This window comes from Conyzicola sp., from assembly GCF_057073975.1.
In genome coordinates this window covers 1-21,220 of the sequence record NZ_JBXMIS010000089.1, presented here as the reverse complement: position 1 = coordinate 21,220, position 21,220 = coordinate 1, and the positions used below count along the sequence as shown (strand labels likewise).

Below are 21,220 nucleotides of genomic sequence, written 5' to 3'. Positions count from 1 at the left end.
CCTCCCCCTCCCCCCCCCCCCCCCCCCCCCCCCGGGGCAATCGATGACGTCACTCTGACAGCTCCTTGCCACGCCAGGCACGCGGCGCGTTGCTGGACGGGTTACTGACTCGATTGCGGTTTCTCATGATCAGCCGGCGAGCTCCTGTGCATAGAACTCCTGCACCTTGGTGACGAACTCCTGTCCGGTGATCTGGCCGGTGACGAGCAGCTGCGACTCTGGGATGATCGAGCCGGCGTAGATGCCCGCCGTCGCGTTGGCCATGAAGTCGACCTGGCCGTTCTCCTCGCCGATGACGGCCGACATAGCGAGGGCCTTCTCGATGAGCGAGCCGGGCTCGACGGTCGGGAGCTCCTGGGCGGGGTCGCCGCCCGGGGAGGCACCGGTCACGTCGGTGACGATCTGGCGTGCGGTCGGGTTGGTGTGGATCCAGTTGAGGAAGAACACGATCTCATTGAGGTGCTTGGATCCCGCGGCGACCGAGAAGGAGTTGGCGGCTCCCATGGCGACATGGTCTCCACCCTCTTCCGCCGTCGGCACGAGGAAGAAGTCGACGTTCTCGCCCATCTTCGCCTGCGTGTCGGCTGCGGCCCAGTTGCCGTTGAATGTGAACAGGCCCTCTCCGCCCTGGAAGCGGCTCACGAACGACGCGTAGTCGATCGCGTTGATGTCGCTGGGGAAGTAGCCGGCGTCGGCCCACTTGCGCACGAGGTTGGCACCCTCGACGTTGCCGGGGGTGTCGTAGGTGGCACCGGGCACGTTGAGGATCCAGTCCATCATCTCCTTGGGGTCGTTGTACTGGTTCATCGCCGCCTGCACGACGAAGTTGACGACGCCGTCGAGGTCGCCGGCCATGATCGGCAGCACGCCGGCGGCCTTCGCGGTCGCGAGGTCATCCTCGAACTCGGCGATGGTCGTCGGAACCTCGTCGATGCCGAGCTGGTCGGCCAGCGTCGTGTTCATGTAGATGCCGGTGATGCTGTAGCCGAGGCCCAGCTGGTAGAGCGAGCCGGAGCCGCGCACGCCGTCTTCGTTCACGCGCAGCGGGGCGAGCTGTGCCTCGGACCACTTGTCCCAGCCGTAGGCCTCTGCCCACGGGTCGAGGTTGGCGATGAGGCCGTCCTGCACGGTGTCGCCGATGGTGGGAAGGCGGATCAGGTCAGGCGGGGTGTCGCTGGCCAGGAGCTTCGGTGCCGCGGCCGTGAGGTTCTGGAAGGTGTCGCGGGTGACGTTGAAGGTGACGTTCGGGTACTGCTTGGTGAACTCGGCGGCCAGTTCGTCGGTGAGGGGGAAGCCCGTCTCATCGGCGATCGTCAGCACGACATCCTCGCTCGTGAGCTCGGTCGAGACCGTCACGTCGTTCTCGATGGGCGCCGTTCCTCCCGGCGCGCACGCGGTGAGGGCGAGCAGGGCCGTCGCGGCGATCGCCCCGAATGCCACAGGTCCGCGCCGGAGGGCGCGGGTTCGAGAAATAGCCATCTCGTTGACTCCTTTGTCTTCTGTGATTGATGCAGACCGTCGGCCTTCCATCAACACCCAAGACGGGTGCATCCGGGCCTGGGATTCGGGCCGGTAACCGGCATTTGCCGGGTGGTGCTTGCTAAATGCGTTTAGCAAGACCAATATTGAGCGTGGCTAGAGTGCTTTGTCAAGCGAACTTGTTGGTTGACTCTGCTAGCTCGAGATTCACGGCCACACGACGAAGGGCTTTCAATGGCGAACAAGCGCGCGACACTCGCCGACGTCGCACGGCTGGCTGGCCTGTCGCCCACCGCTGCGTCGATGATCCTCAACGGCCGGCCCGACACCCGCCTGTCGCAGGCGGCACACGACCGGGTCAACGCTGCGGCCGAGGCCCTGGGCTACCGGCCCAACGTGGCGGCACGCGGCCTGCGCACTGACAAGACCAGAACCATCGGCTTCATCTCCGACGTCGTCGCCACCACCCGTTTCGCGAGCGGCCTCATCAAGGGCGCGCTCGAGGCGGCAGAGGCTGCCGGTCACGTCGTGCTCGTTCTGGAGACCGGCGGAGAGCCGGCGCGCGAGACCGAGGCCATCGCCGCGGTGCTCGACCGCCAGGTCGACGGCATCATCTTCGCCACCATGCGGGCGCGGGAGCTCTTCGTGCCAGAGCTGCCCGCCAACACCGCCGTGGTCATGCTCAACGCGACGAACGCGCACCACCCCGCCGCCGTGCTGCCCGACGAGCTGTCGGGCGGGCGACAGGCGGTGCAGCTCCTCGTCGACCGCGGGCACCGCTCCGGCATCGCCCTCATCGGCCAGAACGACGAGGTGGAGCGCGACCAGTTTCGATCGGCGACGGTCGCGCGACGCGTCGCGGGCATCCGGGCGGCAATGGCCGACAACGGCCTCGAGTTCGTCGCCGAGGAGTCGATCTGGCTCTGGGAGCCCGACGAGGGCTACTCGGCGACCATGGCGCTGTTCGAGCAGCGCGACGACGTCAAGGCGCTGATCTGCATGAACGACCGTCTCGCGTTCGGCGCCTACCAAGCCCTCAACGAGCTCGGGATCTCCGTTCCCGACGCGGTCTCGATCGTGTCCTTCGACAACGACGAGGTTGCCGCCTATCTGCGGCCAGGGCTCACGACGGTCGCCCTCCCCCACGAGGCGATGGGGCGAAAGGCGGTAGAGCTGCTGCTCTCCGGCGAGGCCACGAGCGAGACGCTCGTGCCGATGCCCAACGTCATCCGATCCTCGATAGCCGACGCCGCGTCGTAGCCGCCCCCAATGCCCCTCCGTCTCGCGATGCTGCCAGGGTTTCGCGAGACGGAGGCACCTCGGGTGCCGTGAACCGTCGTGACCGACCGGCTCACCGTTCTGTACGGTGAAGTCATCCCACCGGAAGGACCCCATGCCCAAGCTCCGCGTGCACAACCTGGCCATCTCGCTCGACGGCTTTGCCTCTGGTGAGGGGCAGTCATTAGAGACGCCGTTCGGCCATGCCGGCATGCGGCTCATGGAGTGGTTCTTTCCCACCCGCACGTTCGTGAGCATGAGCGGCCACGACGACGAGGCCGTGGGGGCCGGCCAGACCGGCATCGACGACGACTTTGCCGCTGCCACCAACGACAACATCGGCGCCGAGATCATGGGGCGGCGCAAGTTCGGTCCGCAGACCGGACCGTGGGAAGACGATGGATGGCGCGGCTGGTGGGGAGAGGAGCCGCCGTTCCACAGCCCGATCGTGGTGCTCACCCACTACCCGCGGCCGGCGATGGTTGTCGGGGAGACGACGTTCCACTTCATAGACGCGTCGCCATCCGAGGCCCTGGATCTCGCGGTCGAGCTCGCGGACGGCAAAGACGTGCGCCTCGGCGGCGGTGCCAGCGTCGTGCGGCAGTTTCTCGCGACCGACCTCGTCGACCACCTGCACGTCGTGGTGGTTCCGATCGTCCTCGGGCGCGGCGAGCGCCTGTGGGACGGCCTCGAGGGGCTAGAGGAGCGCTTCGACGTCGAGACGACGGCCTCGCCGTCGGGGGTCGTGCATCACGTCTTCACGCGGAAGGCGCGCTAGCGGTCGAGACCGGCGAGCGCTTTCAAGGCACGAAGCCCCTGGGGCGTGCCGGGCCAGTGTCGCTCCAGCGCCTCGGGGCCGGCGTACCGAGTGGCGAAGCGGAGCACGAGCGCGACGATGATCGCATCGTCGGCATAGCCGATGACGGGAATGAAGTCGGGCACGAGATCAATCGGCATGAGCAGGTAGCCGAGCAGCAAGGCCAGCCAGATACGCACTCCTCTGGGTACCGAGCGATCGGCCACCAGTCGCCTCAGCAGCCGCACGACGTCGGGCACGAGTCGAAGGGCGTCGATGAGTCGGATCTTCTCCGCCTCGCCGCGGGAGATCCACGCGAGCACGCCAAGGAGAACCAGCCAGAGCAGCAGGATGCCGCCAACCACTCCCCCGGCAATCGCCCAGCCATCCATGTCGCCCCCTCCCTGGCAAGTCTGCACGAGTCGATGGTGCAGGTGCCCTATTCGTCGTCGGCCGCCCACTCCGACAGCGCCGCGATCGCCGGCCGCAGCGCGAACCCGCGCTCGGTGAGCGCGTAGGCGCGGGTGTTGTGCTTGAGGGGGAGGCGGTAGATCACCCCGGCCTCCTCGAGCTCGCGCAGGCGAGTGGCGAGCATGTTGGTGCCGAGGCCCAGGTCTCGCTGCAGGTCGCCGTAGCGCTGCGGGCCCTCGAGCAGCCGCTCCACGATAAGGAGGGCCCACCGTGGTCCGACGATGTCGAGGGCCGCGGCGAGATCGCTCACGCAGTGGGCTCGACGTCGGGTTTCATCCAGAACGGCGAGTAGTGGTAGCCATCGGGGTCGTCGAACTGCCGCTGGTACATGAAGTCGTAGTCGTCGGTGTCGCCGATGCGACCGCCCGCGGCGGCAGCGCGATCCAGAAGCTCGTCGACGGCCTCGCGGCTGGGGAGGTCGAAGGAGACGGTCACCTTCGATGGGGTGTCGGGGCCGCCGATCAGGTCGTCGGTGCCACCGACGCTCGCGTACATCTCGCGGCTGCCGAGCATGAGGTACTGCTCCGGCGCGATGGCGAAGCACGACACATTGTGGTCAGACATCTCGGGGTTGAGTGCGAATCCGAGGGCGGTGTAGAAGGCGGTCGCGCGCTCGACGCTCTCGACCGGGCAGGTGATGAAGAGGCTCATGGGCACCACACTTCCAAAATGAAAGTGTTAAGTCAATAGGCGAATGAGCAACCCGATCCAGCCGTGGGAGCCGGAGGGCTAGCGCCCGTTCACCGCACTCCGCCACTCGACGAGCACCGTATCGCGCCACTGCCCGGCGAAGGGCCCGGTCGTCATGAGGGCGATCGCCTCGCGCCTCCCGACCGTGCGAAAGCCCTCGCTCGCGTGCAGCAGGATGCTCGCGGTGTTCTCCGGGAAGATGCCCGACTGCACCGTCCAGTAGCCCGCGGCCTCGGCGGTCTCGACCAGGGCGCGCAGCAGAATACGGCCGACTCCCCGGCCCTGTGCCGCGGCCGCGACGTAGACCGAGTGCTCGATCACCCCGCGGTATGCCGGGCGGCTCGAGATCGGCGAGGCGGCGGCCCAGCCGATGACCGAGCCGTCGTCGTCGACCGCGACGAGCCGGGCATCCGTCACCTTGCCCGCGTCGAAGGCCTCCCAGGTGGGCGGCTGCGTCTCGAAGGTCGCGCTGCCCGCCTCGATGCCCTCACGGTAGATCTCCTCGACCGCTGGCCAGTCGGCGGACTCCATCGGGCGGATGATCACGAGCAGCAGTCCGTGGCGGTCGTCGAGCAGACCCCGGTGGCAGGCAGGGTGAGTTGCACCGCCGATGCCGCCGCGGCATCCCCGGCGATCCACGCCGTGATCGAGCGCACCTGTTCGTAGCCGGTGGCGAGCAGGAAGGTCGGCGCGCGTCCGTAGCTCTTCATGCCGGCGAGGAAGAAGCCGGTCTCTGGATGCTGCAACTCGGCGAATCCGTGCGGCTCGACGGTTCCGCAGGTGTGCACGTTCGGGTCGATGAGCGGAGCCAGCCGGCGTGGAGCCTCGACGATGTCGTCGAGCTCAAGCCGGATCTCGCGCAGCATGCCCAGGTTCGGCCGAAAGCCGGTGGCGTTGACGACGACATCGGTCAGGTGCTCGACGAGCTCGCCGCGACGCGCCCCGACCACCTTCGCCTGCCCGTCGGCTCGCGTCAGCCGCACGATCTCAAAGGAGTCGAGCACCTCGATCGCGCCGTCGGCCACGAGGGCATCGACCCGGGTGCCGATGGAGGCGCGCGCCGACAGCTCGTCGTCGGCCGACGTCGTGACCCGCACCGCGGCGGCGTTGCGGATCGCCCAGGTGATGCGGGTGCCCGGCAGCTGCGCGAGAGCGAGCAGGGTGTTGGCAGCAGAGTGGCCGGCACCGACCACGGTCACGTGCCGACCCTCGAAGCGCGACCGCTCCCGCCCCAGCACGTCGGGCAGCGCGTGGCTGACCAGGTCGGCGACCTCGTCGAGGCCGAGCGGGTCAAGGCCGTTCGACGAGAGGCTGTTGGGCGAGCGGTAGGTGCCGCTCGCATCGATGACGGCCCGTGCCAGCACCTCCTCGCCGCCTGCCCGCAGCACGAACGGCGTGCCGCTGCGGTTGGCAGAGCGGGTGCGGTCCATGCCCTCGCGGGCCACACCGACGACCTCGACGCCGGTGCGGATGCGGCTCGCAATCGAGTCGAGCCGCGACAGCGGCAGGAGGTACTGCTCGACGAGCTCTGAGCCGGTCGGCAGCGCATCGGCAGCGGGGTGCACCCACCCGGTCGCCTCGAGCAGGCGGCGCGACGCGGGGTCGACGAGGTGCTGCCACGGGGAGAAGAGCCGCGTGTGACCCCACTGGCGCACACTGTCGGCGACGGAGTCGCCGGCCTCGAAGACCACGAAGTCGATGCCGCGCTCGACCAGGTTGGCGGCGGCGGCGAGGCCGATGGGCCCGGCTCCGATAATGGCGACGGGAAGGGCATCCAGTCGCGAATCACGCACGGTCGGGCTGGTGAGGTCGATCAGGGTCATGCGGGTCTCCCGAAGTATCGAAGTTTGTCGATGTTCAGTGTGGATCCATTCATCGAAGTTTGTCAATGTTTGCTATCGTGAGGCCATGACCATGCTCGAGCTCACCGATGTGTCGACCGGCGCTGCCTGCTGCGCGCCGCTCACCCGAGAGACCATCAGCGCGACAGACGCCGACGACCTCGCCAAGACCTTCAAGGCGCTCAGCGACCCGACGCGCGTGCGGCTCGTGTCGATCATCGCCGCCTCCGAGGGCGAGCAGGCCTGCGTGTGCGACCTCACCGACCCCATCGGCCTGAGCCAGCCGACCGTCTCGCACCACCTGAAGATCCTGATGGATGCGGGGTTCCTTACCCGCACCAAGCGCGGCACCTGGGCCTACTACGCGCTCGTACCCGGAGCCCTCGACCGCCTGTCGAAGCTGCTCGTCACCACGTGAGTTCAGCCACCTAGTTAGTCGTGCATGTGCCCCGTGCGCCCGAGGGTCTCGACCGGAGTCGCGCCGGGGCGGTGCCACTGCGGCACGGGCCTGCTCGTGTCGCCGTTGGTCGGGGTGCGGTGGTCGTCGGTGCGCCAGTAGCCCGATGGCCCCATGCCCTCCGGCCAGCCCTCCGGGTTCTCCTCCCAGTTCTCGCCGCGGCCGTAGACGGTGAGATCGAGGATTCCGATCGACGGGTTGAAGCGCTCGTTGCCGCGGCCCGTCATCGCGTAGGTGAGGTAGACGCGATCCCCGTCGCGTAGGAACACCGTCATGTGCCCCATGCCCCGGCCGATCGGCGCGGCGACCCCACGCACCGAGTACCAGGGCTGGGTGTAGCCCATGAACTTGACGAACGGCTCGACCTCATCCCACGCGCCTGACGTGACGATCGCGAAGGAGACGCCTCGTGCGTTGAGGTAGTCGGCATCCTTGAGGTGCCACGCCGTCGTGGTGCAGCCCTCGCACTGGCCCTGGTGCGGAGCCCCGTCGTGCCACATGTGCTTGTAGACGACGAGCTCGTCGCGGCCCTCGAAGAGGTCGATGAACGGCACAGGGCCGTACTCCCCCACGACCTCGGTAGACCCGTCGACCTCGACCATGGGAAGGCGCCGGCGAGCGGCGGCGATCGCGTCACCTTCACGCGTGTGCGCCTTCTCGCGCGCGAGCAGCTCGTCGCGGGCGGCCCGCCAGGTGTCGTAGTCGACGATGGGTGGGCGGGCCGTTTCGCTGGAGTTCGTCACCCTTGCAGGCTACGACTCTGCCGTGCAGTGTCAACCCTGACCCGCGCCGCCCCCACGCGCACCCGCACCGCGATCGCCGCACACAGGATCACCGCGAGCCCGCCGAGCACCGTCGGCAGGGTCAGCACCTCGCCGAGCAGCAGCGCAGCCCAGGCGATCGTCATGACCGGCTGCACGAGCTGCACCTGGCTCACCTGGGCGATGGGGCCGATCGCGAGGCCGCGGTACCACGCGAAGAACCCGAGGAACGTGCTGACCGCCGCGAGGTAGCCGAACGCTGCCCACTCGACCGGCGTGGCATGAGGCGGCTGGATGCCGATCGAGACAACCGTGAGCGCCACCATGACCGGCAGCGCAAGCACGAGCGCCCACGAGATGGTCTGCCACGAGCCGAGCTCGCGCGAGAGCAGCGCCCCCTCTGCGTAGCCGATAGCGGCAGCGATCACCGCGGCGAACAGGAAGGCGTCGGCCCAGCTGAGCGGGGTGACGCCCCCACCCTGCAGCGCCGCGAACACGAGCGCCGCACCAGCGCCGATCGCGGCCATGACCCAGAACGAGAGCGGCGGGCGCTCCTTGCCGCGGATGACGGCCATCACCGCGGTCGCCGCCGGCAGCAGCGCGATGACGACGGCACCGTGGCTCGCGTCGACAACGGTGAGGGCATAGGACGTGAAGAGCGGGAACCCGAAGACGACACCGGCGGCGACGACGGCCAGCCGCATCCACTGACGCCCGTGCGGACGACGCTGCCGCGTGAGCAGGAGGGCGAGAGCCGCAAGCACGCCGGCAACCACCGCCCGACCAGAGCCGATGAAGAGCGGCGAGAGCCCCTCGGCCGCCACCCGAGTGAAGGGAAGGGTGAAGGAGAACGCCAAGACACCCAGCAGTGCCCATGAGAAGCCCGCCCAGGCGAGCCCGGCCCGGGTGATTCGCATCGCCCCAGCGTAGGAGGCCAACGCGCCACGGCGGCATAGCCGCCCAAGACCCTGTGGCCTCTGCGTGTAAAGGCCCTGTTGCGAATCTGGATCGCGGCGTAGACCTGATCGAGTAGGTAGATGCGAAAGGGTATGCACAGTGAGCGAGAACATCGAGACCGAAGATCTCAACGCAACCGCAGCAGAGGTGAGCCGCATCATTTCGACCGGCACCATCTGGTTCAGCGCCGCGATCGTCGGCTCCGCCCTCCCCCTCTCCGGCCTCCTCTCGGCAGGCTGGAGGCCATCAGAGCTGCCAGAGCGCGCAGCGACAGACTTCTGGATCGGCGTGGTGATCGCGGTGGCCGGCGTGGTCGCCCTCGGCTGGGCCGGGTGCCCCGTGCTGGGAGCCACCGTTCACAAGGCCGACCGGCAGAAGGTCGTCTCCATTCGCGGCGGAGTCGCGCTCTACCTTCTCGGGAGCACGGTTGTGCTGCTCACGGTGCTGCTCAACTGAGGCTCGCGACTACGCGACCGTCGCCCCGAACAGCAGCCCGAGCGCGTAGGTGGCCCCGGCGGCCCCAAGACCGATGGCCAACTGGCGAAGAGCGCGGCGCAGCGGCGGCGCGCCAGAGAGCAGCCCCACGATCGCACCGGTCACGAGCAGCGCGACGCCGACGAGCACGCTCGCGGCAATCACCGCGGTGAGCCCCGTGGCGCCGAACAGGTACGGCAGCACCGGAATGATGGCGCCGGAGGCGAAGAAGCCGAAGCTGGAGGCCGCGGCACGCCAGGCAGAGCCGATCTCGACGTGCTCGTTCACGGTGTCTGCTGCGCCGTGGTCGACGCTCAGATCGCGCAGCACCTCGGCCGCGTGGGCGGTGGCCTCGTCGGCCGTCATGCCGCGAGCGCGGTAGACGAGCGAGAGCTCGTTGGCATCGACGTCGAGGTGCTCGAAGGAGTCCCGCGTCTGCGGATTGGGATTGGATGCCGCCAGCAGCTCGCGCTGCGATCGCACCGACACGAACTCCCCCGCCCCCATCGAGAGCGCACCGGCGAGCAGACCCGCCATGCCCGTGGCCAGCACGACCGTCGGCGGCACCCCGATCGCGCCGATGCCGAGCACGAGGGCGAGATTGCTGACGAGCCCGTCGTTGGCGCCGAACACCGCGGCACGGAAGGTGCCAGAGAGACGCTGGCGGCCACGGGCGGCGAGAGCGCGCACGACCTCCTCGTGCACCCGCTCGTCGGCGGCCATCGCACTCGTTGCGTCGACATCGCTGTCGTAGGGCGAGCGGGCCTCCGCGCGCTGCGCGAGGGCGAGCACGAAGACAGAGCCGAAGCGGCGGGCGAGCCAGCCGAGAACGCGGGTGCGGATGTCGCCGCTGCGGGGGCGACCGACCTCGTCGCCCAGCAGGGCGATCCAGTGCGACTCGTGCCGGGCCTCGGCCTCGGCGATCGCGAGCAGGATCTCCCGCTCGTCACCGGAACGACGGCTCGCCAGGTCGCGGTAGACCGCTGCCTCCGCCCGCTCGTTGGCGAGATACCTGCGCCAGCGCGCGAGGTCGGAACGGGATGCCATGGTTCAACCAGTTTAAGCCGTGGTCACCCTCGCCCATGGCCGTGGACCGCCGCGGTCTCGACCCCGACCCGGTGCTGGATCGGGTGCCGGGGGCGCCGCCCGGTCAGCCGACGGCACTCGACGTGCCGTGCGTCAGCGCCACGAGCTCGTCGAATGTGGTGGGGAACACGGTGTGCGCGTGCCCGGCTGCTGCCCAGATGACGGGGTAGTCGGCGAGCGCGGAGTCGACGATGGTGCGCAGGGGCGCGGGGTGGCCGATGGGAGCGACGCCGCCGATGACCTGACCGGTCGCCTGTTTCACGAGTTCGGCATCCGCTCGCCTTATCGTTCCGCCCAGCTGCTCGCCGAGCCGCGCCGTATCGACCCGGTGGGCTCCGCTCGTCATCACGAGCAGGGGCTCGCCGTCGAGGGTGAACACGAGCGAGTTGGCGATCGCGCCGACCTCGATGCCGAGCGCCGCGGCCGCCTCGGCCGCCGTCTTGGCGGAGTCGTCGAGCCAGCGCACCTCGCCGCTCGCGCCATGCGCGCGCAGCTGGGCCTCGACGAGGTCGACGGCTGGATGACTACGCACCGCGCTCCGCCGCCTCCACCACGTTGGTGAGCAGCATCGCCCGCGTCATCGGACCAACGCCGCCGGGGTTGGGCGACATCCACCCCGCGACGTCCCACACGCCGGGGTCGACGTCGCCGTGCAGTCGGGCCTTGCCCGACTCGGTCATTCCGACCCGGGTGACGCCGACGTCGAGCACGGCTGCACCCGGCTTGATCCAGTCGGCCTTGACCAGGTGCGGCACGCCCACCGCCGCGACGACGATATCGGCACGGCGCACCTCGGCCGCAAGGTCGCGGGTGCGGGAGTGGGTGAGCGTCACGGTCGCGTCGACGCCCTTGCGCGTGAGCAGCAGCCCGAGCGGGCGGCCGACGGTGAGACCACGGCCGACGACGACGACGTGCTGGCCGGCCAGCGGAACGTCATAGCGGCGAAGCAGCTCGATGATGCCAGCGGGGGTGCAGGGCAGCGGGGTGCTGAGCGGGCCGTCCACACCGAGCACGAGCTCGCCGAGGTTGGCGGGGTGAAGGCCGTCGACGTCTTTGGCTGGGCTGACCGCGGAGATGGCGGCGTGCTCGTCCATTCCCTTGGGCAGGGGCAGCTGCACGAGGTAGCCGGTGACCGCGGGGTCGGCGTTGAGGCGCGCGATCGCCTCGAACACCTCGGCCTCGGTCGCCGTCTCTGGCAGGTCGACACGGATCGACTCGATGCCTACCTCGGCGGAGTCGCGGTGCTTGCCGCCGACATAGCTGAGCGATCCGGGGTCGCCGCCGACGAGCAGGGTGCCGAGCCCCGGCGTGATACCCCTGGCCTTGAGCGCGGTGATGCGCTCGGCGAGCTCTCCCTTGATGGTGGATGCGGTGGCGACGCCGTCGAGGCGGATTGCGGTCATGGTTTTCCTTGCTAGAGCCGAGTTGTGCCAAATCCTTCTTCCCCTGCAGCGGGAAGGAGGATTTGGCGCAAGTGGGTGGGTTAGGCCCAGGAGCCCGGCGAGCTGAGGCCCTCGTACAGCGGGAAGGCCTCGGCGAGCTTCGCCGCGCGGGCTGCAAGAGCGGCGACATCGGGCGAGGGCTGCAGGGCCGTCGCGATGATGTCGGCGACCTCGGTGAACTCTGCATCGCCGAATCCGCGGGTCGCGAGCGCCGGCGTGCCGATGCGAACGCCCGACGGGGTCATCGGCGGGCGCGGGTCGAAGGGCACGGCGTTGCGGTTGACGGTGATGCCGACGGAGTGCAGGATGTCTTCCGCGTCCTGGCCGTGGATCGCCGCGTTGCGCAGGTCGACGAGCACGAGGTGCACATCGGTGCCGCCGGTGAGCACGTCGATGCCGGCTGCCTTGGCATCGGGAGCGGTGAGGCGGTCGGCGAGGATCTGCGCGCCGCGCACGGTGCGCTCCTGGCGGTCCTTGAACTCCGGCTCTGCCGCGAGCTTGAACGCCGTCGCCTTGGCGGCGATGACGTGCATGAGCGGGCCGCCCTGCTGGCCGGGGAAGACGTTCGAGTTGAGCTTCTTCTGCAGCTCGAGGTCGTTGGTCAGGATGAAGCCGGAGCGCGGGCCGCCGATCGTCTTGTGCACGGTCGAGGAGGTCACGTGCGCGTGCGGCACCGGCGACGGGTGCAGCCCGGCGGCGACGAGGCCGGCGAAGTGCGCCATGTCGACCCAGAGCAGCGCGCCGACCTCGTCGGCGATCGCACGGAACGCCGCGAAGTCGAGCTGGCGCGGGTAAGCAGACCAGCCGGCGATGAGCACCTGGGGGCGCACCTCGAGCGCCTTCTCGCGCACGGCATCCATGTCGACACGGAAGCTGGTCGGGTCGACGCCGTAGGCGTGGGCCTCATAGAGCTTGCCGCTGAAGTTGAGCTTCATGCCGTGGGTGAGGTGACCGCCGTGGGCGAGCTCGAGTCCGAGGATCCTGTCGCCGGGCTGGGCGATCGCGGCGAGTACCGCGGCGTTGGCCGATGCGCCGGAGTGCGGCTGCACGTTCGCGTATGCAGCGCCGAAGAGGCTCTTGGCGCGGGAGATTGCGAGGCTCTCTGCGACATCCACGAACTCGCAGCCACCGTAGTACCGGCGGCCGGGGTAGCCCTCTGCGTACTTGTTGGTGAGCACAGAGCCCTGCGCCTCGAGCACGGCGCGGGGAACGAAGTTCTCGCTCGCGATCATCTCGAGTGTGCCGCGCTGACGGCCGAGCTCCTGCTCGAGCACGGCGGCGATCTCTGGGTCGACCTCAGACAGAGGGGCGTTGAAGGTATTCACGATGGGCTCCTGTTGCTCGAACGGACTACATAACGGTATCCGTTCGGCCCAGGCGTACGGCCGAATGTGTGAGTGCCTGCAAAAGCACTTCGCTCCCTGATGGTTACCCATCTAACGCCAGTTGCGATGAGGCCAGTCTAGCGGTGTCACGTCGCGCTCTGGAAGAATGGTCTCTAATTAGTAAGGACTCCTGACAAACTAGGAAGAAGCTGCTCGCAGTCGTCCTCGTGGTCGCCGTTGCCGGCACCGCCGTCGCACTGCTGCTGCTCCTTCAGAATGGACCGCCCATGCGCGCTGCAACCATCGTGCCCAAACCGACAGGCCAGCAGGATGCCGCCGGCACCTTCCAGCTCGACGGCGCCACGGTGAGCGGGCCGCTCTCCGAGTACGCCGCCGACGTGCTCGGCGTGACGGCATCCGCTGCGGGGTCGATCGTGCTCGAGGTCGGCGGAGGGCCGGCCGAGTCCTACGAGCTCACGGTGGGTGACACGCAGGTGCGGGTCGTGGGTGGTGACGAGCAGGGTCTCTTCTACGGCATCCAGTCGCTGCGGCAGCTGGCGGTCGGCGGCTCGATCGGCGCGACCACGATCACCGACTCGCCGCGCTTCACCTACCGCGGCGCCATGCTCGATGTCGCCCGCCACTTCTTCGGCGTCGACGACGTGAAGCACTACATCGACGACATCGCGCTGCTCAAGCTCAACTACCTGCACCTGCACCTCACCGACGACCAGGGCTGGCGAATCCAGATCGACTCGTGGCCGAACCTGACCGAGCACGGCGGCACGAGCGCGGTCGGCGGCATCGGGGCAACTGGCTCCGGCTTCTACTCGAAGGACGACTACCGCGAGATCGTCGCCTACGCCGCGAGCCGGTTCGTGACGATCGTGCCGGAGATCGACATGCCGGGGCACACAAACGCCGCACTCTCTGCTTACCCAGAGCTGAACTGCGATGGAAAGGCGCCGGAGCTCTACACCGGCGTCGAGGTCGGCTTCAGCTCGCTCTGCATCGGCGGCGAGACGACCTACGGCTTCATCGCCGACGTGCTCGGCGAGGTCGCGGAGCTGACCCCCGGGCCGTACATCCACATCGGCGGCGATGAGTCGCTCTCGACCACCGACGAGGACTTCCTCGCCTTCGCGGCCCGCGTCGGCGAGATCGGTGCCGCGACCGGCAAGACCCTCATCGGCTGGCACGAGCTCGGCCGCAGCCCAGAGCTGCCCGCCGGCACGATCGGCCAGTACTGGAGCTTCATCGAGCCGCAGGAGGGCGTGGCTGAGGAGGCCGGCCGGTTCGAGCAGCTCATCATGTCGCCTGCCGACGTCGCCTACCTCGACATGAAGTACGACGTGCTCTCGCCCTACGGACTCGAGTGGGCCAACGGCTACACATCCATTGGCGACGCCTACAACTGGGATCCCGTGACGATCATCGACGGCATCGGCGAGGATCGCATCCTCGGCGTCGAGGCTCCGCTGTGGACCGAGACGCTCAGCACCATCGACGAACTCGAGTACATGGCGTTCCCGCGCATCGCGGCGATCGCCGAGATCGGTTGGTCACCGGTGGAGGGTCGCGATTGGGACGAGTTCGCCGCGCGCCTCGCCGCCTTCGGCGCCGTGCTCGACGCCGAAGGCATCGGCTACTACCGAACGCCGGAGGTTCCGTGGCGCGACTGAGCTAGCGCGCCACCGGGGCTTCCTGCACGAGATGCCGGTGCGGGTGCCGCAGGTCGTCGATGGTTCCGACGATCAGCGCGATCACGACGAGGGCCGCGAATGCGAGGGGCAGCACGCTCACGTCGAACGCGTCGAGCAGGATTCCACCGAGCAGCGCACCGCCGCCGATGGCGATGTTGAACGAGACCGTCAGCGAGGCGGATGCCAGGTCGCGGATGCGCGGACTCGCCGACCCGAGAACGCGGCCGTGCAGCAGCGACGGGAGGCCGCCGAATGCGATCCCCCACAGCGCGAACAACACAACGACGAACCACTGCGTCTCGCTGACGAGCCAGAGCAGCACCATCGTGATTCCCACCACGCCCAGCATGATCGAGAAGGTGGCGCGGGGGTAGCGGTCGCCGAAGACCCCGGCGAGCAGCAGGCCGACGGCGCCAGCGGCACCGGAGACGAAGAGCAGCGCGCTGACGGCGCCGGTGTCGAAGCCCGCCGGCCCGATGATCCACGGCGCGATGTAGGTGTTGAACGCGTTCTGCCCGAGCATGATGATGATGCACAGGATGCAGGCGGCCACGACCGCGGGAATCGTGCGGTCACGCCGCGTCGGCAGCCCGATCTCGCCCGTGGTCAGGGTGTGGAGGTGCTCGACCGGCGGAAGGAACAGCACGACGAGTGCTGTGAAGACCACGACGACTCCGGCCATGACGAAGAAGGCCACCTGCCACCCCACCGCGTGCCCGAGGGCCGTGCCGAGTGGTACGCCGAGGATGAAGGCTGCCGTGCCACCCGCGTTCGTCACGCTGAGAGCGCGCACCAGCTGCTGCCTCGTGACGAGCCTCGAGGCGTAGGGACCGGTCACCGCCCAGAACAGTCCGTGCGCGAGCCCTCCGAGAATGCGGGCGAAGACGAGGAACTCGTAGGTCTGCGACAGGCCGGCCAGCACGTTCGCGACGGCGAAGGCCAGCAGCAGACCCACCATGAGCCACTTGCGCGAGAAGCGCTGGGTGAGTCGGGTGAGGGGAACGGTCGTGATGGCGACGGTGAACGCGAAGATCGTGACGAGCAGCCCGATCCGCGACTCGGAGACGCGAAGGTCGCTCGCCATGTCGGGCAGCAGACCGGTGGGCAGGAACTCGCTCGACACCGAGACGAAGATCGCCCCGGAGAGCACGAGAAGAGGAAAGAGGGGGAAGGCGTCTTTGCTGGTGGATGCGGCTGTGGCGGCGCTCATGAACTGCGCTTTCGGTTCAGGGGTATGGCTCGCATCGCCGGCCGCGGGCTGACGCGTGCCGCGCCAACCTGTTAAGCCTAGCCAACGCCATACTCTTGTAGCGTGACCCCGAGCGCCAATACCCACTGGATTCTGACCCTCGTCTGCGAGGACCGCCCCGGCATCGTGCACGCCATCAGCGGCGCGATCGTGGAGGCCGCCGGCAACATCACCGAGTCGCAGCAGTTCTCCAGCGACGACACCGGCACCTTCTTCATGCGGCTGCAGGTCGAGTCCGACGCGTCGCGCGAGGCCTTTGAGGCGGCGCTCGCGCCCGTCACCGACCGCTACGGCATGACGTGGCACCTCGATGTCGTCGACCGCCCGCTGCGAACCCTCGTGCTCGTCTCCACCGCCGGCCACTGCCTCAACGACCTGCTCTACCGCCAGCGGGCCGGGCAACTCGGCGTCGACATTCCCCTCGTGCTGAGCAACCACCCGGTGCTCGCCGGAATCAGCGAGTTCTACGACGTGCCATTCGAGCACCACCCCGTCACGAGCCCCGGCCAGAAGCTCGCCTTCGAGGAGCGCGTGCTCGAGGTCGTCGAGGAGCACGACATCGAGCTCGTCGTGCTCGCGCGCTACATGCAGATCCTGTCGCCAGAGCTGTGCGGGGCGCTGAGCGGCAAGGTCATCAACATCCACCACTCCTTCCTCCCCGGATTCAAGGGGGCGAACCCCTACAAGCAGGCGCACGCCCGCGGGGTGAAGATCATCGGCGCGACCGCCCACTTCGTCACGAGCGACCTCGACGAGGGTCCGATCATCGAGCAGAACATCGTGCGCGTCGACCACTCCAGAACTCCCGCTGAGCTCGTGGCCATCGGCCAGGACGAGGAGAGCCGCACGCTCACCCAGGCGGTCAAGTGGTTCGCCGAGTCGCGTGTGCTGCTCGACGGCGCACGAACGATCATCTTCAAGTAGTCGGCCGGCGAGGCGACCGATAGGCTCACACCACTGCGCGGTCTGTGCGCACCAGAGCCAGAGGGCACCCGATGAGACCGCAGCGCCACGCACTACTCGTTCGCCGCGTCGCCTCGGCGGCGGCCGTTCTGCTTCTCGGAGTCGGCGGTGCCCTCGTCGCCGCCAGCCCCGCGAGCGCCGCCACCTACACGGTGACGAACGGCGGGGATGCCGGAGCGGGAAGCCTGCGCCAGGCGATCCTCGATGCCAACGCCAACCCGGGCTTCGACACCATCGAGATCTCCTACAACGCGGCGCCTATCGTGCCGCTGAGCTCGCTGCCGGCCTTCTCTGACGACGCGGCCATTGTCGGCATCGTTGCCGGAGTCGTCATCGACGGCTCGAGCGCAGGGCCGACGGCCGGCCTTTCGACATCGTTCTGCCCCGACCTCAGCATCTCCACCCTGACCGTGACCGGCTTCGAGGCCGTTGGCATCTACATTCCCTGCGGCACGGCGACCCTGACCGGCGTCTCGTCGTCGGGCAACGACTCCCACGGCATCTGGATCAGTGCGACGACGACCACACTCACCAATGTCACCGCCTCGGCGAACGGCGTGATCGGCCTGCTGCTGTGGACGACCACCCCCGGCTCCACGGCGACCATCGACGGGCTCACCGCTGTCGGAAACGTCGACTCCGGCCTGCGTATCTTCGCGAACCCCGGCCTGGTCACGGCCTCTGACATCACGGTCGACGGCGGCATGTACGGCATTGCCTTCCAGGGCGTCGGGCCGGCGGCGACGACGGGCCTCACGCTCACCGACAGCTCAACGACGTTCAACGCCACCGGGCTCGAGGTGCAGCTGCTGGATGGCGCCACCGGCGAACTCACGAACGTCACCTCCTCCTTCGCCTCCTACCAGGGTGCCCGCCTCGAGACGCGCTCGGGCTCACGGATCACGATGACCGCCTCAGAGGTCACCGATTCGGCCGTCGGCATGTCGGTCTACGCAGAGTCGGCCTCGAGCATCTCTGTCGTCGACACGATGGTCGCCGACAACGACGGCAGCGGCGTCGAGGTGCTCGCCCGCGACCTCGGCACACTCGTGCAGTTCTCTGGCGTCGACGTGACACGCAACGGCAACATCGGCGGATTCGTCTCCGGAGGAGGCGTCAGCGCGGTCGTCATCGACGACGCGCAGTTCGCGATCTCCGGCTCACGCCTCACCGACAACGCGGCCAACCGCGGCGGCGGACTACTCGTTCGCGGCGTCATCGGCGCCTCGTCGACGTTCTCCCTCACCGAGAGCACTGTGAGCGGCAACGTGGCGAACTCGACGGGAGGCGGCATCCAGTTCGAGGACATCGGCAGCGGCGGCCCCACCGGCGGCGTCACCATCCTTCGCACCACGATCAGCGGCAACACGGCAACCGGCAACGGCGGCGGCATCGAGGCGGGCGACTGGGGATACACGCTCGGCTCGACCGCGCTGCGGATCGAGGACTCCACTGTCTCTGGCAACGTGTCGGGTGGGCTTGGCGGGGGCATCCACTCCGACAACCAGCTGACTGACATCGACGAGCCGGTCGACATGCTGCTGCGCAACAGCACGGTGTCTGGCAACTCTGCGGCGGTGGCCGGCGGCGGAATCGCCATCGGCACCCTGTCGCAGGCACCCCTGTCGGCACCCGTGACCCTCACGATCGCCCACAGCACGATCGTCGACAACACCGCCCCGGCAAACAACGGAGCGGGCGTGCGACTGTCTGAGTACATCCACGCGGTGTACGACCACTCCGTCATCGCGAACAACGGGTCGCAGGACTCCCTGCGCAACGGCGGCACGACCGTGCTCTCCTCGCGCTACAGCCTGGTGGAGTCCCCCGACGCCGCGACCCAGGGCGAGCTCGCCATCGGCGCCGGCAACCTGAGCGGCACCGACCCGCTGCTCGGCGCGCTCGCCGACAACGGCGGCACCACGCGAACCCACCTACCTCTCGCCGGCAGCCCGCTCATCAACGCCGGAAACCCGGCAGTCAGCGGCGCTCCCGCGCTCGACCAGCGAGCCAGCATCCGCATCTCCGGCACCGCGATCGACATCGGCGCGGTCGAGGTGCAGGGCGTGCTCGTCGCGTCGGGAACCGACGCAGCCGTTCCCCTCGTCCTCGGCTTCACTGCGGCACTCGCCGGCGGGCTCCTCCTGCTCGCGAGGCGCCGCCGACACGCGGGTATGCGGAGTTAAACTGGCCTCGTGACCACCGTCTTCGAGCACGCCCGCAAGATCGACGCGCACGGCGAAGTCGACGACTTCTGGATGCTCGTCGACGGCGACACGATCACGTCCGTCGGTCATGGAGCGGCCCCCACTGCCGACTCGCGTGTCGACGTTGGCGGCAGGTGGCTCGCCCCCGGCTTCATCGATCTGCACTGCCACGGAGGCGGCGGCTTCGCCTTCGACGACGGCGCAGACTCCATCTCGCGGGCTCTCGCGACCCATCGCGCGCACGGCACGACGCGCTCCGTGATCAGCCTCGTTGCCAACCCGCTCGCGCTGCTGCGAGAGAGCCTCGAGGTCATCGCCGAGATCGCGGCCCACGATCCCCTTGTGCTCGGCGCCCACCTCGAGGGGCCATTCCTCGAGATGGAGCACCGCGGCGCCCACAACGCCGACTACCTCCGCGAGCCGCAGCCCTCCGCCATCGACGACCTGCTGCACGCCGCGCACGGCAGCCTGCGGCAGATCACCATCGCCCCCGACCTGCCCAACGCTCTCGAGTCGATCCAGATCCTCGTCGAGGCGGGTGTCACCGTTGCCGTCGGCCACACGGCTGCGACTTTCGAGCAGACCCGTGCGGCGTTTGCCGCCGGTGCGCGCATGCTCACGCACGGCTTCAACGCGATGCCGGGCATCCACCACCGCGCGCCCGGTCCCGTCGTCGCCGCGTTCGAGAACGACGCCGTCGTGATCGAGCTGATCGTCGACGGCCTGCACGTGCATCCAGAGGTCGTTGCCCTCGCCTTTGCCTCCGCTCCGGGCCGCATCGCCCTCGTGACCGATGCGATGGCGGCCGCCGGCGCGACCGACGGGGACTACCAGCTCGGCTCCCTTGCCGTCACCGTGGCCGACGGCAAGGCGGTGCTGCGGGGAACGTCGACGATCGCCGGCTCGACCCTCACGCTCGACAAGGCCCTCCGGCTTGCGATCACCACCGTCGGCCTCTCGCCGCGCGACGCCGTGGAGGCGGTCACCCTGACCCCCGCGCGGGCGATTCGACTCGACGACCGGCTCGGCCTTCTCGCTCCCGGCTATGCGGCCGATGCGGTTGTGCTCGACCACCAGTGGGCAGTGGAACAGGTGTGGGCAGCGGGAGCGCGGTTGCACTGAGATTCTGACAATCTGTTTCATTTTCAGGTGTTTCTCAGGCTATATTTGAGCAATCGTGCTGATCAGCGCGGATCGATTCCCGAAGGAACCAATGTCTCCGCTCTCAGCTCGTCGTCCCGTCGCGGCCGTCATCGCCCTTGCCCTCGGCTCGTTGGGCGCCATCGCGGTCGCCGCCCCGGCCAGCGCCGCCAGCTACGGAGCAGGCACCGAGGTCGACCTGATCGCCGCGATCGCCGCTGCCAATGCCAACCCTGGCGCCGACACGGTGTCGCTCGAGGCAGACATCATGCTCACGGCCGACCTGCCGGCATTCACCGACGACGTGACCGTCACGAGCACGGGCGGCCCGTGGACCCTCGACGGCAACGCGTTCAACGCGCTCGCATTCTCTGGCGTCATCGGAAACGAGATCGTCGCCAGCGTCTCGAACCTCACCGTCGCTGGCGCGGCCACCGCGGTCTCGTCGGCCTTCACTGATCTGTCGATCACCAACACGACCATCTCCGCGTCGGGCACCGGCATCAACCACAACACCGGCGACCTGTCCATCACCGACAGCACCGTGTCGTCGAACGTCGGAACCGGCATGTTCGCGACTCTGACCGTTACCGACGCGGGCGTTGTCGTCGACACCGCGTTCGACGACAACGGCTCGACGGGCGCGTCGTTCAACGTCAACAGCGCGGCCTCCCTGCAGCTGCAGCGCGTGACCGCCGACCGCAACGTCAACCTCGGCCTCATCATCAACGCGCCGACCGACGCGGAGGTGCAGGCAGAAGACGTGTCGACGAGCGACAACGGCGGAACCGGTCTTCTGGTCACCGCTGGCGGATCGAGCAACCTGTTCCTCAACGAGGTCACCTCCTCCTCCAACGGCGCACTCGGAATCGACCTGACGACGAACGACACCGCCACGATC

Annotated in this window: 22 protein-coding genes and 1 riboswitch; of the genes, 9 read left to right on the top strand and 13 right to left on the bottom strand. The window is 68.6% G+C overall.

Features of this window, described 5'->3' with window-relative positions:
* Nucleotides 1-129: 129 nt before the first annotated feature.
* Nucleotides 130-1,479, bottom strand: coding sequence for an ABC transporter substrate-binding protein (locus AC14A7_RS08145; RefSeq protein ID WP_484008009.1), 1,350 nt, complete (start codon nucleotides 1,477-1,479; stop codon nucleotides 130-132).
* A gap of 234 nt (nucleotides 1,480-1,713) precedes the next feature.
* Here AC14A7_RS08145 and AC14A7_RS08140 point away from each other — a divergent pair, with 234 nt between their 5' ends.
* Together AC14A7_RS08140 and AC14A7_RS08135 are read left to right on the top strand one after the other, a co-directional pair.
* A complete protein-coding gene (locus AC14A7_RS08140) occupies nucleotides 1,714-2,739 on the top strand; it encodes a LacI family DNA-binding transcriptional regulator (protein ID WP_484008007.1) in 1,026 nt (341 codons plus the stop codon).
* A gap of 133 nt (nucleotides 2,740-2,872) precedes the next feature.
* Nucleotides 2,873-3,535 (top strand): dihydrofolate reductase family protein, encoded by a 663-nt coding sequence (locus AC14A7_RS08135; protein ID WP_484008005.1) that lies wholly within the window; start codon nucleotides 2,873-2,875, stop codon nucleotides 3,533-3,535.
* Here the strand turns inward: AC14A7_RS08135 and AC14A7_RS08130 are convergent.
* From AC14A7_RS08130 to AC14A7_RS08110, 5 genes are all read right to left on the bottom strand, one after another.
* On the bottom strand, nucleotides 3,532-3,945 hold the full coding sequence (locus tag AC14A7_RS08130; protein ID WP_484008003.1) for a YkvA family protein: 414 nt from the start codon (nucleotides 3,943-3,945) through the stop codon (nucleotides 3,532-3,534). The two genes, AC14A7_RS08135 and AC14A7_RS08130, sit on opposite strands and share 4 nt — an antisense overlap.
* A 47-nt stretch (nucleotides 3,946-3,992) precedes the next feature.
* Nucleotides 3,993-4,274 carry a winged helix-turn-helix transcriptional regulator gene (locus tag AC14A7_RS08125; protein WP_484008001.1) on the bottom strand — a complete coding sequence of 94 codons (282 nt, stop codon included), beginning with the start codon at nucleotides 4,272-4,274 and terminating at the stop codon, nucleotides 3,993-3,995.
* On the bottom strand, nucleotides 4,271-4,675 hold the full coding sequence (locus AC14A7_RS08120; protein WP_484007999.1) for a VOC family protein: 405 nt from the start codon (nucleotides 4,673-4,675) through the stop codon (nucleotides 4,271-4,273). The genes AC14A7_RS08125 and AC14A7_RS08120 overlap by 4 nt, the downstream gene beginning before the upstream one ends.
* Nucleotides 4,676-4,753: 78 nt before the next feature.
* Nucleotides 4,754-5,245, bottom strand: a complete 492-nt coding sequence (locus AC14A7_RS08115) for an N-acetyltransferase family protein (protein WP_484007997.1) — start codon at nucleotides 5,243-5,245, stop codon at nucleotides 4,754-4,756.
* A gap of 11 nt (nucleotides 5,246-5,256) precedes the next feature.
* Nucleotides 5,257-6,537 carry an NAD(P)-binding domain-containing protein gene (locus AC14A7_RS08110; protein WP_484007995.1) on the bottom strand — a complete coding sequence of 427 codons (1,281 nt, stop codon included), beginning with the start codon at nucleotides 6,535-6,537 and terminating at the stop codon, nucleotides 5,257-5,259.
* An 85-nt stretch (nucleotides 6,538-6,622) separates the two neighbouring features.
* Here AC14A7_RS08110 and AC14A7_RS08105 point away from each other — a divergent pair, with 85 nt between their 5' ends.
* Nucleotides 6,623-6,973, top strand: coding sequence for an ArsR/SmtB family transcription factor (locus tag AC14A7_RS08105; protein WP_484007993.1), 351 nt, complete (start codon nucleotides 6,623-6,625; stop codon nucleotides 6,971-6,973).
* A gap of 14 nt (nucleotides 6,974-6,987) precedes the next feature.
* Here AC14A7_RS08105 and AC14A7_RS08100 read toward each other — a convergent pair whose 3' ends face one another.
* Complete coding sequence (locus tag AC14A7_RS08100; protein WP_484007991.1) at nucleotides 6,988-7,755, bottom strand: DUF899 family protein; 768 nt, start codon at nucleotides 7,753-7,755, stop codon at nucleotides 6,988-6,990.
* Nucleotides 7,752-8,690: a DMT family transporter gene (locus tag AC14A7_RS08095; RefSeq protein WP_484007989.1), complete on the bottom strand. Its 939-nt coding sequence runs from the start codon at nucleotides 8,688-8,690 to the stop codon at nucleotides 7,752-7,754. The genes AC14A7_RS08100 and AC14A7_RS08095 overlap by 4 nt, the downstream gene beginning before the upstream one ends.
* 139 nt (nucleotides 8,691-8,829) lie before the next feature.
* Here AC14A7_RS08095 and AC14A7_RS08090 point away from each other — a divergent pair, with 139 nt between their 5' ends.
* Nucleotides 8,830-9,186, top strand: a complete 357-nt coding sequence (locus AC14A7_RS08090) for a hypothetical protein (RefSeq protein WP_484007987.1) — start codon at nucleotides 8,830-8,832, stop codon at nucleotides 9,184-9,186.
* A 9-nt stretch (nucleotides 9,187-9,195) separates the two neighbouring features.
* Here AC14A7_RS08090 and AC14A7_RS08085 read toward each other — a convergent pair whose 3' ends face one another.
* The 4 genes from AC14A7_RS08085 to glyA all read right to left on the bottom strand — a co-directional run bounded on the left by AC14A7_RS08085 (nucleotide 9,196) and on the right by glyA (nucleotide 13,057).
* Nucleotides 9,196-10,251, bottom strand: coding sequence for a VIT1/CCC1 transporter family protein (locus AC14A7_RS08085; protein WP_484007985.1), 1,056 nt, complete (start codon nucleotides 10,249-10,251; stop codon nucleotides 9,196-9,198).
* A 103-nt stretch (nucleotides 10,252-10,354) separates the two neighbouring features.
* A complete protein-coding gene (locus AC14A7_RS08080) occupies nucleotides 10,355-10,822 on the bottom strand; it encodes a YbaK/EbsC family protein (protein ID WP_484007984.1) in 468 nt (155 codons plus the stop codon).
* Nucleotides 10,815-11,693 (bottom strand): bifunctional methylenetetrahydrofolate dehydrogenase/methenyltetrahydrofolate cyclohydrolase, encoded by an 879-nt coding sequence (locus AC14A7_RS08075; RefSeq protein WP_484007982.1) that lies wholly within the window; start codon nucleotides 11,691-11,693, stop codon nucleotides 10,815-10,817. The genes AC14A7_RS08080 and AC14A7_RS08075 overlap by 8 nt, the downstream gene beginning before the upstream one ends.
* 80 nt (nucleotides 11,694-11,773) lie before the next feature.
* Nucleotides 11,774-13,057, bottom strand: coding sequence for a serine hydroxymethyltransferase (gene glyA / locus AC14A7_RS08070; RefSeq protein ID WP_484007980.1), 1,284 nt, complete (start codon nucleotides 13,055-13,057; stop codon nucleotides 11,774-11,776).
* 39 nt (nucleotides 13,058-13,096) lie between these two features.
* Nucleotides 13,097-13,192, bottom strand: a riboswitch (ZMP/ZTP riboswitch).
* A 92-nt stretch (nucleotides 13,193-13,284) separates the two neighbouring features.
* Here glyA and AC14A7_RS08065 point away from each other — a divergent pair.
* Nucleotides 13,285-14,739 carry a family 20 glycosylhydrolase gene (locus AC14A7_RS08065; RefSeq protein WP_484007979.1) on the top strand — a complete coding sequence of 485 codons (1,455 nt, stop codon included), beginning with the start codon at nucleotides 13,285-13,287 and terminating at the stop codon, nucleotides 14,737-14,739.
* 1 nt (nucleotide 14,740) lies between these two features.
* Here AC14A7_RS08065 and AC14A7_RS08060 read toward each other — a convergent pair whose 3' ends face one another.
* Nucleotides 14,741-15,970: an MFS transporter gene (locus tag AC14A7_RS08060; RefSeq protein ID WP_484007977.1), complete on the bottom strand. Its 1,230-nt coding sequence runs from the start codon at nucleotides 15,968-15,970 to the stop codon at nucleotides 14,741-14,743.
* Nucleotides 15,971-16,072: 102 nt separating this feature from the next.
* On the opposite strand from AC14A7_RS08060, the gene purU reads away from it, so the two are divergent.
* The 4 genes from purU to AC14A7_RS08040 all read left to right on the top strand — a co-directional run.
* Nucleotides 16,073-16,933, top strand: coding sequence for a formyltetrahydrofolate deformylase (gene purU, locus AC14A7_RS08055; protein ID WP_484007975.1), 861 nt, complete (start codon nucleotides 16,073-16,075; stop codon nucleotides 16,931-16,933).
* 71 nt (nucleotides 16,934-17,004) lie between these two features.
* On the top strand, nucleotides 17,005-19,158 hold the full coding sequence (locus AC14A7_RS08050; RefSeq protein ID WP_484007973.1) for a choice-of-anchor Q domain-containing protein: 2,154 nt from the start codon (nucleotides 17,005-17,007) through the stop codon (nucleotides 19,156-19,158).
* Between the two features lie 9 nt (nucleotides 19,159-19,167).
* Nucleotides 19,168-20,301: an N-acetylglucosamine-6-phosphate deacetylase gene (gene nagA / locus AC14A7_RS08045; protein ID WP_484007971.1), complete on the top strand. Its 1,134-nt coding sequence runs from the start codon at nucleotides 19,168-19,170 to the stop codon at nucleotides 20,299-20,301.
* Between the two features lie 91 nt (nucleotides 20,302-20,392).
* Nucleotides 20,393-21,220, top strand: an 828-nt coding sequence (locus AC14A7_RS08040) for a hypothetical protein (RefSeq protein WP_484007969.1), incomplete at its 3' end; no start/stop codon positions are given.